This window comes from Haloarcula sp. H-hyl2, from assembly GCF_056934385.1.
The window spans coordinates 531,922-548,226 of sequence record NZ_JBRIIJ010000002.1 but is presented as its reverse complement, the minus strand read 5'-3'; the positions used below and the strand labels follow the sequence as shown (position 1 = coordinate 548,226).

At 67.2% G+C, this 16,305-nt stretch carries 18 protein-coding genes and 1 tRNA gene; 15 read left to right on the top strand and 4 right to left on the bottom strand.

What is annotated here, in order from left to right; all coding sequences use genetic code 11:
- Positions 1 to 19 precede the first annotated feature (19 nt).
- On the top strand, positions 20 to 1,879 hold the full coding sequence (locus Hhyl2_RS12610; protein ID WP_483552029.1) for an SLC13 family permease: 1,860 nt from the start codon (positions 20 to 22) through the stop codon (positions 1,877 to 1,879).
- Positions 1,880 to 1,935: 56 nt separating this feature from the next.
- Positions 1,936 to 2,008: transfer RNA gene (locus Hhyl2_RS12605), tRNA-Pro, on the top strand.
- A gap of 52 nt (positions 2,009 to 2,060) precedes the next feature.
- Here the strand turns inward: Hhyl2_RS12605 and Hhyl2_RS12600 are convergent.
- Positions 2,061 to 2,594 carry a P-loop nucleotide/nucleoside kinase family protein gene (locus Hhyl2_RS12600; protein WP_483551121.1) on the bottom strand — a complete coding sequence of 178 codons (534 nt, stop codon included), beginning with the start codon at positions 2,592 to 2,594 and terminating at the stop codon, positions 2,061 to 2,063.
- Between the two features lie 102 nt (positions 2,595 to 2,696).
- On the opposite strand from Hhyl2_RS12600, the gene Hhyl2_RS12595 reads away from it, so the two are divergent.
- From Hhyl2_RS12595 to Hhyl2_RS12560, 8 genes are all read left to right on the top strand, one after another.
- On the top strand, positions 2,697 to 3,875 hold the full coding sequence (locus tag Hhyl2_RS12595; RefSeq protein ID WP_483551120.1) for an AGE family epimerase/isomerase: 1,179 nt from the start codon (positions 2,697 to 2,699) through the stop codon (positions 3,873 to 3,875).
- A 138-nt stretch (positions 3,876 to 4,013) separates the two neighbouring features.
- Positions 4,014 to 6,629: an ATP-binding protein gene (locus tag Hhyl2_RS12590; protein WP_483551119.1), complete on the top strand. Its 2,616-nt coding sequence runs from the start codon at positions 4,014 to 4,016 to the stop codon at positions 6,627 to 6,629.
- On the top strand, positions 6,629 to 6,901 hold the full coding sequence (locus tag Hhyl2_RS12585) for a DUF7854 family protein (protein ID WP_483551118.1): 273 nt from the start codon (positions 6,629 to 6,631) through the stop codon (positions 6,899 to 6,901). Before Hhyl2_RS12590 ends, Hhyl2_RS12585 begins: the two co-directional genes overlap by 1 nt.
- Positions 6,902 to 6,955: 54 nt before the next feature.
- Positions 6,956 to 7,546, top strand: coding sequence for a DUF7504 family protein (locus tag Hhyl2_RS12580; RefSeq protein ID WP_483551117.1), 591 nt, complete (start codon positions 6,956 to 6,958; stop codon positions 7,544 to 7,546).
- Between the two features lie 42 nt (positions 7,547 to 7,588).
- Entirely contained in the window at positions 7,589 to 7,924 is a 336-nt protein-coding gene (locus Hhyl2_RS12575) for a DUF7855 family protein (RefSeq protein WP_483551116.1), read from the top strand.
- Entirely contained in the window at positions 7,921 to 8,730 is an 810-nt protein-coding gene (locus Hhyl2_RS12570; protein ID WP_483551115.1) for a DUF7856 family protein, read from the top strand. The genes Hhyl2_RS12575 and Hhyl2_RS12570 overlap by 4 nt, the downstream gene beginning before the upstream one ends.
- A gap of 33 nt (positions 8,731 to 8,763) precedes the next feature.
- The gene (locus Hhyl2_RS12565; protein ID WP_483551114.1) at positions 8,764 to 9,483 is read left to right on the top strand and encodes a DUF7857 domain-containing protein; all 720 of its coding nucleotides are present in this window, start codon (positions 8,764 to 8,766) and stop codon (positions 9,481 to 9,483) included.
- Positions 9,480 to 10,145 carry a MinD/ParA family ATP-binding protein gene (locus Hhyl2_RS12560; RefSeq protein ID WP_483551113.1) on the top strand — a complete coding sequence of 222 codons (666 nt, stop codon included), beginning with the start codon at positions 9,480 to 9,482 and terminating at the stop codon, positions 10,143 to 10,145. Before Hhyl2_RS12565 ends, Hhyl2_RS12560 begins: the two co-directional genes overlap by 4 nt.
- Here the strand turns inward: Hhyl2_RS12560 and Hhyl2_RS12555 are convergent.
- Entirely contained in the window at positions 10,124 to 10,984 is an 861-nt protein-coding gene (locus Hhyl2_RS12555) for a transcription initiation factor IIB (RefSeq protein WP_483551112.1), read from the bottom strand. The genes Hhyl2_RS12560 and Hhyl2_RS12555 overlap by 22 nt on opposite strands.
- Before the next feature lie 174 nt (positions 10,985 to 11,158).
- On the opposite strand from Hhyl2_RS12555, the gene Hhyl2_RS12550 reads away from it, so the two are divergent.
- The 3 genes from Hhyl2_RS12550 (at position 11,159) to Hhyl2_RS12540 (ending at position 13,980) form a co-directional block, all read left to right on the top strand.
- Positions 11,159 to 11,653 carry a DUF7858 family protein gene (locus Hhyl2_RS12550; RefSeq protein WP_483551111.1) on the top strand — a complete coding sequence of 165 codons (495 nt, stop codon included), beginning with the start codon at positions 11,159 to 11,161 and terminating at the stop codon, positions 11,651 to 11,653.
- 191 nt (positions 11,654 to 11,844) lie between these two features.
- Positions 11,845 to 12,417: a mechanosensitive ion channel family protein gene (locus Hhyl2_RS12545; RefSeq protein WP_483551110.1), complete on the top strand. Its 573-nt coding sequence runs from the start codon at positions 11,845 to 11,847 to the stop codon at positions 12,415 to 12,417.
- A 42-nt stretch (positions 12,418 to 12,459) separates the two neighbouring features.
- The gene (locus tag Hhyl2_RS12540) at positions 12,460 to 13,980 is read left to right on the top strand and encodes a glutamate-cysteine ligase family protein (protein WP_483551109.1); all 1,521 of its coding nucleotides are present in this window, start codon (positions 12,460 to 12,462) and stop codon (positions 13,978 to 13,980) included.
- Here the strand turns inward: Hhyl2_RS12540 and Hhyl2_RS12535 are convergent.
- Positions 13,977 to 14,555, bottom strand: coding sequence for an NADPH-dependent FMN reductase (locus tag Hhyl2_RS12535; RefSeq protein ID WP_483551108.1), 579 nt, complete (start codon positions 14,553 to 14,555; stop codon positions 13,977 to 13,979). The two genes, Hhyl2_RS12540 and Hhyl2_RS12535, sit on opposite strands and share 4 nt — an antisense overlap.
- A 118-nt stretch (positions 14,556 to 14,673) precedes the next feature.
- Here Hhyl2_RS12535 and Hhyl2_RS12530 point away from each other — a divergent pair, with 118 nt between their 5' ends.
- Positions 14,674 to 15,582: a DUF7351 domain-containing protein gene (locus tag Hhyl2_RS12530; protein WP_483551107.1), complete on the top strand. Its 909-nt coding sequence runs from the start codon at positions 14,674 to 14,676 to the stop codon at positions 15,580 to 15,582.
- Between the two features lie 53 nt (positions 15,583 to 15,635).
- The gene (locus Hhyl2_RS12525; RefSeq protein ID WP_483551106.1) at positions 15,636 to 15,860 is read left to right on the top strand and encodes a hypothetical protein; all 225 of its coding nucleotides are present in this window, start codon (positions 15,636 to 15,638) and stop codon (positions 15,858 to 15,860) included.
- Here the strand turns inward: Hhyl2_RS12525 and Hhyl2_RS12520 are convergent.
- The gene (locus Hhyl2_RS12520) at positions 15,849 to 16,289 is read right to left on the bottom strand and encodes a TIGR00725 family protein (protein WP_483551105.1); all 441 of its coding nucleotides are present in this window, start codon (positions 16,287 to 16,289) and stop codon (positions 15,849 to 15,851) included. The two genes, Hhyl2_RS12525 and Hhyl2_RS12520, sit on opposite strands and share 12 nt — an antisense overlap.
- Between the last annotated feature and the right edge of the window lie 16 nt (positions 16,290 to 16,305).

The following is a 16,305-nucleotide window of genomic DNA, read 5'->3' as shown; positions in this document are numbered from 1 at the left end:
GTCGGCAATCACGCCGGGGATGGCGTTCGTCTTTGGACTCATCGTGCTCGCGCTCGTCCTGTTCGCGACGGAGGCACTCCCCGTCGACGTGACCGCGATCAGCGTCATGGTCGCGCTGATGCTCGTCGAACCGGTGACGATGGTCGCCGCGGACGCCGGCCTGCTCGCAGAACCCGTGTTCGTGCTGCACCAGCCCGGTGACGACGGCTCGGCCCTGACAGCCGGGCTCTCGGGCTTTGCCTCGACGGCGACGATCACCGTGCTGGCGATGTTCATCCTCTCGGATGGCGTCCAGCGGACGGGTATCGTCCAGCTACTTGGCGCGAAACTCGCGTCGCTGACCGGCGACAGCGAGTCCCGGCAACTCGGCGCCACCGTCGGGCTGGTCGCACCCATCTCGGGGTTCATCAACAACACCGCCGCCGTCGCCATCCTCCTGCCGATGGTCACCGATATCGCCCACGAGGGAAAGATCTCACCGTCGAAACTCCTCTTGCCGCTCTCGTATGCCTCGATGTTCGGCGGAATGTTGACCCTCATCGGGACGTCGACGAACATCCTCGCCTCACAGCTCTCGGCGGAGTTGCTGGACCACCCGTTCGGGATGTTCGAGTTCACACAGCTCGGGCTGATCGTCACCGTCGTCGGCACCGTCTACCTGCTCACCGTCGGCCGGTGGCTCGTCCCGGGCCGCATCGAGGCCCGCGAGGACCTCACCGACGAGTTCGAGATGGGCGAGTACCTCACCGAGGTCGTCGTCCGCGAGGACTCGCCCATCATCGGCCAGACGGTCCGGTCGGCGCTCGCAGAGACCGACCTCGACGTCGACGTCGTCCAGCTCGCCCGCGGCGAGCAGACGTTCCTCGAACCGCTCGGTCCGAAGGTGATCATGGCCGGGGACGTCTTCGCGGTCCGGACCGACCGGGACACGCTCGTGGAACTGCTCGACGCCGACGGCCTCGACCTGATACCCGAGGTCGAGGTCGACGACGCCGAACTCGAGATGGCCGACGAACGGACGAACCTCGTCGAGGTGGTCGTCGGGCCGGGGTCGTCGTTGATCGGCGAGACGCTGGCCTCCTCGAACTTCCGCCAGCGCTACGACGCGACGGTGCTGGCACTGCGGCGCGGCCAGGAGCTGTTCCGCCAGCGGATGGACCGGGTCCGGCTCAAGGTCGGTGACACGCTGCTGGTCCAGGCGACCCCGGAGAGCATCGACCGCCTCAACGTCAACAACGACTTCATCGTCGCCCAGGAGGTCGAACGGCCCGACTTCCGCCGGTCGAAGATCCCCGTCGCCGTCGGCATCGTCGCCGCGGTCGTCGGGATCGCCGCACTGACGCCGATCCACATCGTCGCCTCGTCACTGGCCGGCGCGGTGGCGATGGTGCTGACCGGCTGTCTGCGTCCCCAGGAGCTGTACGACGCCGTCCAGTGGGACGTCATCTTCCTGCTGGCCGGCGTCATCCCGCTGGGGATCGCGCTCCAGGAGACCGGCGGTGCGGACCTCCTTGCAGATCTGTTCGTCATGGCCGCACCCGGACTGCCCGCAATCATCGTCCTCGGCCTGATGTATCTGGTGACGGCAGTCCTGACGAACATCATCTCGAACAACGCCTCGGTCGTCCTGATGATCCCCGTTGCAGTCGAAGCCGCCCGTCAGCTGGGCGCCTATCCGTTCGCGTTCGTCCTCGCGGTCACCTTCGCGGCGTCGACGGCGTTCATGACGCCGGTGGGGTACCAGACGAACCTCATCGTCTACGGACCCGGTGGCTACCGCTTTACCGACTACCTGAAGGTCGGGGCGCCACTTCAGGCGCTCTTTACCGTCGTCACCACGCTGGGCATCGCGTTCTTCTGGGGCCTCGCGCCACCGTGACACGGGCGCACCGGCAACGAAACCCTTTACTCGGTGACCGACACACGTTCTGGTGCGGGATCGTGGGGTAGCTTGGTAACCTTCGGGCCTTGGGTGCCCGTGCCCCTAGTTCAAATCTGGGCGATCCCACTTCACTCTCTCCGGGCGTACACACTGCCGAGCGACGCTGCCATCCAGCGGCTTACTGTTTCACCGGCCCGGAGTCACACACCTGCTCCGCCAGCACCGCGTCGACCTGTTCGTTGGTCGCTTCGACCGACCCGGAGTTGTCGACGACGGCGTGGTCGCGCTCGAACGGTTCGAACTCGGCGCGCAGTTCCCGGTAGACCTCGAAGTCGGCGTCGCTGACCGCGTCCTCGCGAGCGGCGATCCGCTCGCGAACGGTATCAGGCGAACAGGTCACCCGGACGAACACCACGTCGGCGCCGACCTCGGCCGCCGTCTCGTCGGCCAGATCGCGGTAGGCCCTGCGGTTGAACGTCGCGTCGGCCACGACGCTTTCGCCGTGTTCCAGGTCGGCCTGCGCCCGCGAGAGGAGTTCCTCGTAGGTCCGACGGATCTCCGCGTCGGTGTAGGACGGATCGTCGAACAGCGACTTGCGGACCTCGTCGCTCCGGTAGCGGGTGGCCCCGCACTGTTCGGCGGCGTACGCCGAGGCCGTCGACTTGCCCACCCCTGGAAGACCACAGAAGACGATGAGTGCTGGGCTGTCCACGCCGGCCGTTCACAGAGTCGCGGTTTAATTCACACGATTCCGTCGTTCGTGACGGTTCGCTGACGACAGAACCTTGATGCACAGACCGGTCCTCGGTCCGCTATGGGCGAGTACACCGACCCGGACTGGCTCCGGGCACATATCGCGGACGTACTCCAGTTCTACTACCCGGCCTGTGTCGACGAGCGACACGGTGGGTTCGTCGCCCAGTTGGACACCGAGACCGGCGAGATCTACGATCCCGACAGCAAGCATCTCGTCGCTGCAGCGCGGTTCACCCGGAACTTCGGGCTGGCGACCGACCTGTTCGGGCCCGATCCCTGGGAACGGGCCACCCATCGTGGTGCCGAGTTCCTCCACGACCAGTTCCGTGACGCCGAGTACGGCGGCTACCACTGGCTGCTCTCGGGGACGACGCCGACCGACTCCCGGCGGGTCTGTTACGGCCACGCGTTCGTCGTCCTCGCGTACGCCCGGGCGACGGCCGCCGGCGTCCCCGACGCCGACGCGTACCTCCGCGAGACGTGGGACCTCCTCGACGACCGGTTTTACGATCCCGACCAGGGGCTCTATCGGAGCGTCTTCGACGCCGAGTGGCGGTCACCCGAGCCCTACCGCGGGCAGAACGCCAACATGCACGCCTGCGAGGCGAACATCGTCGCCTACGAAGTCACCGGCGAGCAGCGCTATCTCGACCGCGCGCTGACCGTCGCCGAACGGCTCTGTGTCGACCTCGCCGCCGAGACCGACGGGCGCATCTGGGAGCACTACACCGCCGACTGGGAGCACGACTTCGCGTACAACCGCGAGGACCCCGCCCACCAGTTCCGGCCCTGGGGGTTCCAGCCCGGCCACCACGCCGAATGGGCGAAACTCCTCTGTATCCTGGATCGGCACGCCGACGCTGACTGGCTGCTGGCGCGTGCCAGGGAACTGTTCGACGCTGCGACCGATGGCTGGGACGACGAGCGCGGGGGCTTCTACTACTCGCTGGACCGGGACGGCGACCCCGTGGTCGACGACAAGTACGGCTGGGAGGTCGCCGAGGCCATCGGCGCCGCCGCCGCACTCCTCGAACGAACCGACGACGACCGCTATCGGGAGTGGTACGAGCGCTGCTGGGACTACGCGCTGGACACGATGGTCGCGCCCAGCGGCAACTGGTACGAACGTGTCTCCCCGGCTAACGAACCGTATCCCACCGGCGAAGGGCCGGCGGTCGAACCGGGCTATCACCCCATCGGCGCCTGCTACGAGAGCCTGCGCAGCGTCGCCGAGTAGCCCGTCCTGACTCCGGGACCCACCCCTTCACTTCGAATCGGTCGTGTCGCTGTCTCCCGGTCGCGGCCGACCCCGACCCACTTCCACCGCGGTTGGCGAAGGTTCTTAGCCCGTCGGGCGCAATCGTTGCCTAACCAGATGGCGACCGCCGACAACACCGAGCTCATCGACCGGTTCGAGGAGTTCTACCGCAACTACTACCGCAACGAGATCGGTGAGCTCGCCCAGAAGTACCCCAACGACCAGAAGTCGCTGTACATCGACTGGCAGGACCTCTACCGCTTCGACCCCGACCTGGCCGACGACTATCGCACCAAGCCCGAACAGATCCAGGAGTACGCCGAGGAGGCACTCCGGCTGTACGACCTCCCCGTGGACGTCTCGCTCGGCCAGGCCCACGTCCGCCTCCAGAACCTCCCCGAGTCCGAGGACATCCGCGAGATCCGCCACGAACACCACGGCAACCTCATCGCCGTCCAGGGCATCGTCCGCAAGGCGACCGACGTCCGCCCGAAGGTGATCGAGGCCGCCTTCGAGTGCCAGCGCTGTGGCACCCTCACCCGCATCCCCCAGAACACCGGCGACTTCCAGGAACCCCACGAATGCCAGGGCTGTGAACGGCAGGGTCCGTTCCGGCTCAACACCGAACAGTCCCAGTTCATCGACGCCCAGAAGATCCGCGTCCAGGAGTCCCCCGAGGGCCTGCGCGGCGGCGAGACACCCCAGTCCATCGATATCAACGTCGAGGACGACATCACCGGCACCGTCACCGCCGGTGACCACGTCCGCGTGACCGGCGTCCTCAAACTCGACCAGCAGGGGTCGGACCAGGACAAGTCCCCGATGTTCGACATCTACATGGACGGCGTCAGCGTCGTCATCGAGGACGAGCAGTTCGAGGACATGGACATCACCGACGCCGACAAGAAAGACATCGTCGAGCTCTCGAACGAGCCCGACATCTACGACCAGATGGTCGGCGCCATCGCTCCCTCCATCTACGGCTACGAGAAGGAGAAGCTCGCGATGATGCTCCAGCTCTTCTCGGGGGTCACCAAGGAACTCCCCGACGGCTCGCGCATCCGGGGTGACCTGCACATGCTCCTGATCGGTGACCCCGGGACGGGGAAGTGTGTTCGAGGAGACACGAAAATCACGCTTGAGGATGGACAAGAGGTCCCCATACGAAAAATCGTAGAATCGAACCTCGACGATCCCAAGCCAGTCGACGACGGTGTGTGGGACACAGCAGATTTCGAAGTCCCTTCGCTCCAGGACGACGGGACGATAGCGGCACAGCAGGTAACGAAGGTCTGGAAGCGAGAGATGCCGGAGCATCTGTACCGGATTCGAACGGCGACCGGGCGCGAAATCGAAGTAACCCCGTCACATCCGTTGTTCGTCCAATCCGGGAATTCCCTTGGTCCGGTTCGTGCAGAGGAACTTGAGTCGGGCATGCTGATTGCATGTGACTCCAGTATCGCTGACAGCAGTACCGCACCTGTCGCAACAACAGACGGCGGACGCGCCCGTATCGACACCGACACGATAGCGTCGATAACTCCCGTCGAACCCGACGAAGACTGGGTTTACGACCTCGAAGTCGAGGGGACGCATAGCTACATCTCGAACGGAATCGTCTCGCACAACTCCCAGATGTTATCATATATCCGAGAAATTGCCCCTCGGTCTGTCTACACTTCTGGGAAAGGGAGCTCCAGCGCCGGCCTTACTGCGGCGGCTGTGAGAGACGACTTCGGCGACGGCCAACAGTGGACGTTAGAGGCTGGCGCGCTCGTTCTGGCCGACCAAGGCATCGCCGCTGTCGACGAACTGGATAAGATGAGCTCGGAAGATCGTAGCGCGATGCACGAAGCATTGGAACAGCAACGTATCAGCGTCTCGAAAGCCGGCATCAACGCCACACTGAAATCTCGCTGCTCGCTGCTGGGCGCGGCCAACCCCAAGTACGGCCGCTTCGACCAGTACGAGCCGATCGGCGAGCAGATCGACCTGGAGCCGGCGCTGATCTCCCGGTTCGACCTGATCTTCACGGTCACCGACCAGCCCGACGAGGAGGAGGACCGCAACCTCGCCCAGCACATCATCCAGACCAACTACGCCGGCGAGTTGAACACCCACCGGGTCGAGACTTCGACCTCGAACTACTCCGCCGAGGAGGTCGAGACCGTCACCGACGAGGTCGCGCCGACCATCGAACCGGACCTGCTGCGGAAGTACATCGCCTACGCCAAACGGAACTGCTTCCCGACGATGACCGAGGAGGCAAAGACCGTCATCGAGGAGTTCTACGTCGATCTACGACTGAAGGGGCAGGACGAGGACGCCCCCGTTCCCGTGACCGCCCGGAAACTGGAGGCGCTGGTCCGACTGGCCGAAGCCTCGGCCCGCATCCGGCTCTCTGATACCGTCGAGGAGGAGGACGCCGACCGGGCCGTCGAGATCGCCCACTACTGTCTCAAGGAGATCGGTGTCGACCCAGAGACCGGCGAGTTCGACGCCGACGTCGTCGAGACGGGCACCTCCAAGAGCCAGCGGGACCGCATCCAGAACATCCGCGGGATCATCGCCGACATCGAGGACGAGTACGACGAGGGGGCGCCGGTCGACGTGGTGGTCGAGCGCGCCGAGGAGGTCGGTATCGACGAGTCCAAGGCCGAACACGAGATCGAGAAGCTCAAACAGAAAGGCGAGGTGTACGAACCCCGTACCGACCACCTCCGGACGACATAATGGACCGCATCTCCGCACTCCGGAACGTCGAGGAGGCGCTGGCGACCTTCGAGGACGGCGAGTGCTCGCTCGCGGACCTCGAACGGGAGGTACGTGGGGTCCTGCGGACCTACGCGACGGACTTCGAGGGCGACCTGCAGGCCTACCGGGCCGAGGGTGAGTCGTCGGTCGACGGCCTGGTCGTGCTCGCACCGAGTTCGGCGGCGGCCCGCGACCGCGTTCGGGCGCTCGTCGACGATCCCGGCACGTTCGACGTCGTCGTTGTCGAGTGAGACGACCTAGTGGAAGTCGTTTTACAGTAGGAGCGTGTATGCGTCTCCACACCGATGCGTGACCTGTCCGGCCCGCTCACGGCGGCGACAAATACCCTGATCTGTGCGCCGTCGATGAGCGGCCACGCCGGTGGCGGGGAGGGCTGTACGGAGTTGCTCCACGCCGGCGACACTACGCCCGACGTCCTGTGGGTCACTTACACACGGTCGCCGTCGGCCTGCGTGGAGGCGGTCCGCTCGTCGTCGGCCGACGTCGGTGCGCTGTCGGTCATCGCAGTCGGCGAGACGCCCACTGCCGAGGACACGTCACGCTCGTCGGTCACCGTCGATAGCATCTCGACGCCGAGTGACCTGACCGGGCTGGGGATCACACTCAGCCAGACGCTGTCGGACCACGAGGACGTCGCCGTCTGTTTCGACTCCCTGACGGCGATGCTCCAGTACGTCGAGGTCGAGACGAGCTACGAGTTCCTCCATACGGTCACCGGGCAGCTGCACGCGGCCGACGCGCGGGCACACTTCCACCTGGACCCGACCGCACACGAACGCCAGACGGTCGACGCGCTGGCGTCTCTGTTCGACGCCGTCGTCAGCGTCCGCGACGGCGAACAGCACGTCCGGGCCCGTGAATTGTTACGAGCGTAGAACCGCGGAATTTTTAGTACCACCCGGCACAAGCCGTCGGTGATGCTGCTGGTCGTCACCCACTCACGCGCGGCCCGTCGGGACCTTCGCAACGTCTGCCGGGCCCACGAGGACTGTGTCGTCCGACACTTCGGTCGGGCGGCGCTGCTGTCGGCCACCGAGTTCGGCGCCTTCCAGGCACTCCGTCTCCAGCACAAACACAGCCTGGACGTCCAGCTCGAACGGGTCGTCCCGTTCGAGACGCCGGACGTGCCGGACCACGTCCGGACGGCGGCGCGGGACTACGAGGACCGCTCGGAACCGTCGACGCCGTACGAGCGGTTCGCGGCGGGCCGGGACCTACCGGCCCCCGAGTCGATGCGGGAGGAACCGCTGTGAAACTCCGCGTCGGGCCGACGACGTTCGCGGGACGGGCCGTCGACCTCCGGGCGTGGCCGGTGGCCGGCGACACCGTTGCGGCGGCAGTCCGCGGGCAACGGTGTCAACCAGCGATCGAGGCACCCGAACCGACCGCCGTCTACGAGTACGTCGGCCACGTCCACCTCGAGGTCGGCCTTCGAACCCGGACCGCGCTCGCGGCTGCTGCCCGCTCGCGTGGCGAGCAGACGTCGGTGGACGACGACATCGCAGCTATCCGGGAGCGACTCGCTGAACTGGAGCCGGCCACCCCGAGTCGGACGACGCTCGCCGAGGGGCCGCCCGACCGGGAACTCGCCTCCCTGCAGGAGGCCGTCGGCGTCCACCGTGGCCGTTTGCAGGCCCGCGAGGCGCTCGATGCAGACACGGCCGACGCGCAGGCCGATCTCAGAGACGCGGCGACGACGCTCGCCGAGCGGCGGACCGCCCGGACCGCCGCCGAGCAGAGCCGGCAGCGCCGCCGGGACGAACTCCGCGAGTATCGCGACCGACTGGCCGAGCGACGACGGCTCGAAGACCGTCTCGCCAACCGCGAGCGGGCGGCCAGAGCCACGCTGGTCGAGCGACTCAGCGGGGAGTTCGAACGGGCCGTCGCCAAAGCGCCCGGCCCGACACCGGACGACCCGTTCGAGGCCGACCCGGTCACCGCCGCGCTCGCCGTCCTCCGGGTCGCCCGGACACCGGCGCCGGTCGTGCTCGCGGTCGACCGGTTCCGGACACCCGGGGCGGCGGCGACCTGGCTCGAAGCTCCCGTCGTCCGGTGCTAACGTTTAGAAGCGAAGCCGGGACCAGGACCGGACATGGTCTCGCTCGATTGCTCGTGTACGCACCGCGAGGGGGTGACGCTGGTCACTGCCAGCGTCGTCGTCCCCGAGGATCCGCTCTACGTCACCGTTCGGAACCGTCTCGACGGCCCGGTCTTGCCGCCCCGTCGCGAGGGCCGCCCCGAGGCCGGCTGGAGTACGGCCGGATTCGAAGGCGTCCTCGAACCGGGTCGTCACGCGCTGGGCTACGCCGTCGAGGCGTCGCCGGCCGACCCGCTGGCCACCCTCGAAACGTCGGTGCCGCCAGCCGGTTCGGAACCCGTCGGTGCGGCGACGACACCGACCGCGATCCTCCAGGACCTCGGCGATCCGTCGCCGCCCGCCGACGCAGTTCCCGACATCGACGCCGGAATCGAGAGCGACGACGATCACACCGACGAGCATCCAGCCGCCGAGTCGCCGACTCCTGACGGGTCGTCCGATACCTCGGTTGCCGTTCCCGAAGCCGTCACAGCCTGGCTCGACGACGTGGAGCGACGCGTCGAGCACGCCGAACGGCTCGCGGACACGGAATCGCTGTCGGCGGCGACGACAGCCGTCAGGGACGCGGGCGGACTCTCGGGTGTCAGAGCCATCGCCGACAGTGGGGCCGCCGACGAGCGAGCGTTGCGAGCGATCGCCGACCGTGCCGAACGGCTTGCCGATCGGCGCGCGGCGGCGACGGTCCCGACCGAGACGCTGGCACGACTGGTATGATACTCACCGTCACTGGCGGGAAGGGCGGCGTCGGGAAGTCGACGGTCGCGTACAACCTCGCCGCGACACTCGACGGCGTCGTCGTCGACGGCGACCTCGCGATGGCCGACCTCCCGGACCGGCGTGGCCCGGACCTCCACGATGTCCTGGCCGGCCGGGCGGACCCACTCGCGGCCGTCGACGAGAGCGGCCCGGTGACGCTGCTCCCGTGCGGGCGAACGCTCGCCGGGGCGCGCGCGGCCGACCCGGCCGCACTCACCGACGTACTGACCGCGCTCGACCGGGCCTACCGCTGGGTGGTGGTCGACTCGCCGGCCGGACTCCAGGCCGACGTCGGCCTGCCGCTCTCGGTCGCCGACGCGGCCGTCTTGGTAACCGTGCCCGAGCGAGCGGCACTGGTCGACGCCCTCAGGGTCCGGGCACTGGCTCGCGAACTCGACACCGGGCTCTGTCGTGTCGTCCTCAATCGCGTCACAGAGCTCCCACGGATCGACGAACTGGCCGACCAGTTCGGCGCGCCGGTCGTCACCGTTCCCGAGAGCGACCACCTCGCGACCGCACAGCGACACGGCCAGCCAGTCCACCAGGTCGCGCCCGCGTCCGGTGCGGCCGACTCGTTTGAAACGTTGGCGGACGCGGCCTACGGCTGTAACTCGCTGTAGGTCCCACGGAGCGTCACCGGCGTCACGTCGGCCACCTCGGCCGCCTCGGCCTGGGTCAGTTCGACGTCCTGTTCCTGTGCAGCGGTGTACAGACAGCCCGCTGCGACTCCCGCCGGGTTCCGCCCACTGACGATACCCTGCTCGTGTGCCTCGTCGACCAGTGCTTCCGCGCGCTGGCGAACCCCACTGGACAGGTCCAGTTCCGTCGCGAACCGAGGGACGTACTCTCGCGGATCGATGGGGCCGGTCGGCAGTCCCAGATCACGGTTCAGCGCGTCGTAGGCCGCCCGCAGTTCGTTCGGATCGGCTTTCGCGACCGCACACAGTTCTTCGACGGTCCGGGCGACACCCTCTGTCCGGCAGGTCGCGTAGACGGCCGCGGCGGCGAACCCCTCCAGCGACCGCCCCTGTAGCAGGTCGGCCTGCTGGGCCGACTCGAACAGCACGCACGCTCGGTCCCGCAGCGCGTCCGAGAGGCCGAGCGCGCCGACGATCCGTCTGATTTCGGTGAACGAGTACACCTGGTTGCGCTCGCGTTTCGAACTGACCTGCGCGCGGGTGTGCTCACGGCGGAGCCGTGCCAGCTGTCGCCGCTTCCGACCTTTGAGCCGCGTCGACCGGCCGATCTCGGTCGAGAGGCCGCGGTCGTGACGCGACCGGGTCAGCGGCGCGCCGGTCCGAGCACGTTCCGTCTCGTCGTCGTCGAAGGACCGCCACTCGGGGCCGCGGTCGATCGCGTCCTCGCCGACCACGAGCCCACAGCGGGCACACACCGTCTCGGCACCGTTTCGCTCGACTGTCCCCTCACACTCCGGACAACTCGATGCTGTCGTACTCATCGTATCGTTTCCTACGGCCGAGACAGGGGTTAAAAAACCGATCCGATCCCCGGATTTCCGACCCGCTTGGGAGAAACTACCGACCGGTAACCGGTAGGTAGTTCCCCCGTTGGTGACCCCCGGTCCTCGGGAGAGTCGCCAGACCTAAATTACCGGGAAGTGAAGGTGAGACAAATGGGGTTGTCGGACATCGCTGCGGGTATCGAGGTCACCGAGCGCCAGCGTGACCAGGGTGTCGCCGCCGTCGACGACACCGACACGCCGCTGGCCGAGCGCCTCGAACCCGTCGCGGATTTGCTCCCGTGTACCCCGGACGAGGCGGCGACGGTCGTCGACGCGTACGCTACCGGGAAGAGCGTCGGGGCCAGCGGTCACGCTGCCGGCGTTCCACCGGTCACCGCGGCCAAGACGCTCCATCTCCTCGGCGAACAGGTTTCCCCGATCGGTCCCCGCGGCCGGGAGATCGTCCGGGACTGGCTGGCTGGCGAGCTTGCTCGCGAGGACGCGGTGGCGCTCGCGGGCGTGGGTGACCGGGAGTTCTCGCTGGCGGTCTACTGTGAGACCCACGACCCGCTGCCGGCGGCCCGCGACGCCGTCGAGGGCGCACTCTCGACACGGTGTGACGATCCGTTGGGGGAGACGATGAGCGACGTCGGCGAGCTGTTGTAGTCCTGTGGGAGACATTCTCGGCGAGGTCGGGAGTGAGCGACGTCGGCGAGCTGTTGTAGTCCTGTGGGAGACATTCTCGGCGAGGTCGGGAGTGAGCGACGTCGGCGAGCTGTTGTAGTCCTGTGGGAGACGCTCTCGGCGAGGTCGCTCGACATGTGCTACTAACTGATTCGGCTGTCAAGGAGCCGGATATGCTGATTCAGACGACGTCGTTTCGTGAGCAACTGTCGTCCGTCGGGACCGAACTGATCGACGGCATCGTCGCGGCGATCCCGAAGATAATACTCGGGACGCTGTTCCTCGCTATTGCCTACGTCGGAATCAAGATCGTCCTCGCGATCGCTCGCTCGGTGTTCGAGCGGGTCTATCCCGAGAGTCAGCGACTCGTCGTCGACCTGGCAGTGACGGTGATCGGCATCTTCCTGTGGTTCGGGGCGGCACTCGTCTTGCTGAATATCGTCGGACTCGGCGACGTCGCGGCCAGCCTGGGGACCGCCAGCGGGTTCATCGGGCTCGGCGTCGCCTTCGCACTGCAGGACATGATCGCGGACACTGTCGCCGGGGTCTACCTGCTCCGGGACCCGGATTTCAACGAGGGGTACCGCGTCGATACGGCCTCGGTGACCGGCACTATCACCTCGATCGGGCTCCGGAAGACGAGGCTCCGGGTCGACGACGGGTCGCTGGTGGTACTGGCGAACCGGGAGGTCGAGAAGCGCTGGCGGCTGGAGGAGTCGAGCCGCGGTGGTGAGCCGTCGGGCTGACACTGGACCATCCTTAAGAGGGCGCCCGGACAACCCCGTTGTATGTCGGCTTCGGAACTGGCGGCGATGGTCAGAGAGGCGCTGGATGTCGACGGCGACGAGTTCAACCAGCGGGCCCGCGAGGAAGCCGAACAGCTCAAGGAGGCGGTTCGCTCGGGGACCTTCGACAACACGGAGGCTATCGTGGGGATGGAACTGGAACTGTACGCCGTCGACGACCGAACGGACGCGCTCCGTCGGGTCCCGCGCCAGTTGCTGGAGCTCATCGGGTTCGAGAAGGAACTGGGGCTGCACAACGCGGAGATGCAGACCAGTCCCCAGCCGCTGAACTCCCACGGGCTGGCGGCCCAGCGCAACGAACTGAAGGCGTCGCTGATGCCGGCCCAGCAGCGACTGGGCAACGAGGGGATCAGACTGGTCTCGGACGGGATGTGGACCGTCCCGCCCAACGGCGAGACCGCCGGCGGCTATCTCTGTGACGCCGTCGAGCACGACGGCGTGCGTATCGGGACCAACATGTCCGATTCGGTCCGGTACCACACGATGGCCAACACCGACTATCCCTCGGCATTCGAACTCGACGCGCCCCACGTCTCGCTGACAGCGCCGACCGTGATGCCCGAGGCGCTCATCACCTCTATCCAGCCCCACTACCAGATTCCCCACGCGCCGGACCTCCCGGAGTACTTCAGCTACGCGCTCCGTGTAGCGGCGCCGCTGTTGGCGCTGGGCGTCAACTCGCCATTCTTCCCGCCGGATCTCTACGACGACGCGCCGGACGCCGAGATCGTCGAGGACGCACACATGGAGAACCGGATCGGCGTCTTCGAGTCGGTCCTCAACCCGCCAGCGGGCGATCCGACGCCGCCGAAGGTGTGTTTCCCACCGGACTTCGAGACCGTCGAGGAAGCTATCGACGACATCGTCGAAGACGACACCATCGTCCCGATGGACCTCCAGCCGGGCGGTCGATTCGACGACCAGTTCGTCCACGTCCGCCACAAGCACGGGTCGTACTGGCGGTGGGTCCGCCCGGTCTTCGAGGGACCGACCCGCTCGGCGGCCAACGCCCGTATCGAGTTCCGACCGCTGCCCGCACAACCGACGCTCACGGATGCCATCGGGTTCGAGGCGGTCTTCGCCGGCCTGATGGAGAGTCTGCCGCGACTCGAACATCCCATCCAGTCCCTGGCGTGGGAGACGGCGAAGGAGAACTTCTACGCCGCCGTCGAGGACGGCCTCCGGGCAGATATCGAGTGGATCACGGCCGACGGCACGACGACGACGGTGACCGACGAACTGTACGGCGAACTGTTCGAACTCGCCAGAGAGGGGCTCGAACAGCGAGGCCTCTCGACGGAGGAGGCCCACAGTTACATCCGGCCGCTCCGCGAGCGCGTCGACCGTCGGCTGACGCCCGCCCGCTGGAAACACGACTTCGTCCGCCGGCGCGTCGAGGAGAACGTCCCGCTCGCGGAGGCAATCTGGGGGATGCAGGCCCAGTACATCCGCACACAGCGTGAGGCACTACTGGACGGCAGTTTCGTCGACTCCTACGACTAGTTGCAGGCGGTCAGTTCCGGCCGGTCGACGGCGTCGGGGTAGTTTTCGACGCCGGCGTAGGCCGCCACCTCCGCGCCGAGGTCGTCGACGCGCTCTGCGATGTCTTCGTCGACGAGCGAGCCGTCTTCGAAGGCCTGCCAGGAGTCCGGGATGGCGACCTGTGTCGGCAGTGGCCAGGCCTTCAGTTCCCGGCAGGTGGCGCGCAGGTGTTCCAGTGCCGGGGTCGGGAACCCGCCGCCGGCCACCGCGAGGAGACCGACGGTCGTCCCCTCGACGTCGTCGATGCTACAGTAGTCCAGCGCCGTCTTCAGCGGGGAGGCGTACGAGCCGTGGTACATCGGCGTCCCGACGACGAGGCCGTCGGCCTCGCGGACTCGCGCTGCCAGTTCGGCCCCGTCGCCCGCGTCGTCGGCGTCCGGATCGAACAGCGGGAGGTCCCACTCCCGGAGGTCGATCAGTTCGGTCGTCGCACCGTTCGTTTCGGCGGCGGCCAGCGCTCGTTCGACGGCGATTCTCGTCCCGCTGTCGTCGCCCAGACTCCCGCAGAGTCCGACGACGTGGTCTGTTGCTGTCATCGTAGTACAGTGTGGGTCCGCCGATACTGTAAAAACTCTGAGAACTCCGTTTCAGTAGCCGTGTTGATACGTCGTCGGCGACACAGCCGTTTAGTAGGAACCGGTCGAACCGCTCGGTATGGCCGACGACGACGGCGAGCAGCGGCGGACGCCCGACGAGGCGTTCGCGCTGTTCAGCCACGAACTCCGCGTCGAAATCCTGTTCGCGCTGTGGGACGCCGACGGCCACTCGCTCACGTACTCGGAACTGCAGGATCGTGTCGGCGAGCGCGATAGCGGGAAGTTCAACTACCACCTCTCGCAGGTCACCGATCAGTTCGTCGGGAAAGCGGGCGAGGAGTACGAACTCCGCTATCCCGGTCATCGGGTCATCGACGCCATCCGGAGTGGGTTCCTCCAGCAGGCCGAGGACGTCGACCCGGTGACGCTGGACGCCACCTGCCCGGACTGTGGTGAACCGATGGTGTTCACCTACGACGAGTTCCTGGGCCGTGTCGGCTGTCTGGACTGTCGCTCGCTCGTCCTCTCGTTCCCCTTCGACCCCGGGGGGATCCGGGGCCGATCTGCGCCCGAGATCGCAACCGCGTTCGACCGCCGGACGCGACTGTTCTGGCGGTTCGCCCTCGCTGGCGTCTGTCCGGTCTGTGCGGGCGTGATCGACGTCGGATTGGCTCCCGGCGCAGGTCCGGAACTGGACAGCCACTACGCCGACGATCACCACGCTGTCCTGGGGATCGACTGTCGGCAGTGTAGCTTCTACAACTACCCGCCGGCCGGGGTCGCCGTGCTCTATCACCCCGCCGTCGCCGGCTGGCTCTTCGACCACGGCGTCGACCCGCGGGCGACCCCGGCCTGGGCGTTCGACTGCGTCGCCGACCCCGAGCGGACCGCGGTCCGGGAGACGGACCCGATAGCCGTCACGGTCACGCTCGACGCGGGTGGTGAACGCCTGGCAGTCGACCTGGACGAGCACGCACGGGTCACTGGCATCGAACGCCGGCCCGGCGGTCCAGACGACCGTCTGTGAACTCGATTTCACCCGGTCGACCGTTTTTGCTGTTCCAGTCCCTTGGCTCGGGTATGCGTCTCTCGCGGACCGAGCGTCGACTCCTCTCGCTCGGGACGGCACTGGCCGGCCTCGTCCACCTTCTGGTCCCCGGACTGCTGTTACGGACCGCCAGCTGGGGGTATCACCGAGTGCTCGCCGTGGAGTTCCGACCACGCGACGGTGCCAGACGCCGGGTCCGAGTCGTCGGGATGGCGTTGCTGGCGGTGTCGGCAGTGCTCAGACGGCTACACCGCTGACTCGACGTACTCGACGGCCGCGAGTGGGTCCGCGACATGTTCGACGCCGTCGACCTCGTGGGTCTCCAGTCCCGCCACCGGCCGGTCCATGTCCAGCGCGTGGCCCAGTTCCGAGAGCGTCCCGGTGTTGCCGTCGATAGCGATGGTCCCGACGCCGTTCATGACCACGAGGACGTTCCGAGCACTTCCCATCCCAGTCGCGATGACGGTGTCGACGTAGTCGTTGGCCGCTGCCCGGCGCTCGCCCGGGACGATACCGATTGTGTGGCCGCCGGCCTCGCTGGCGCCCTTGCAGACGGCTTCCATGACGCCCGTGAGCCCGCCACAGACGACCTCGTGACCGCGGTTGCCCAGCAGCCGCCCGACCTCGTGGGCCTGCTCGTACTGTTCCTCGGTGACCGTCGAGCCGCCGATGACGGAGATGCGCATGGCTGTCGGTCGGCTG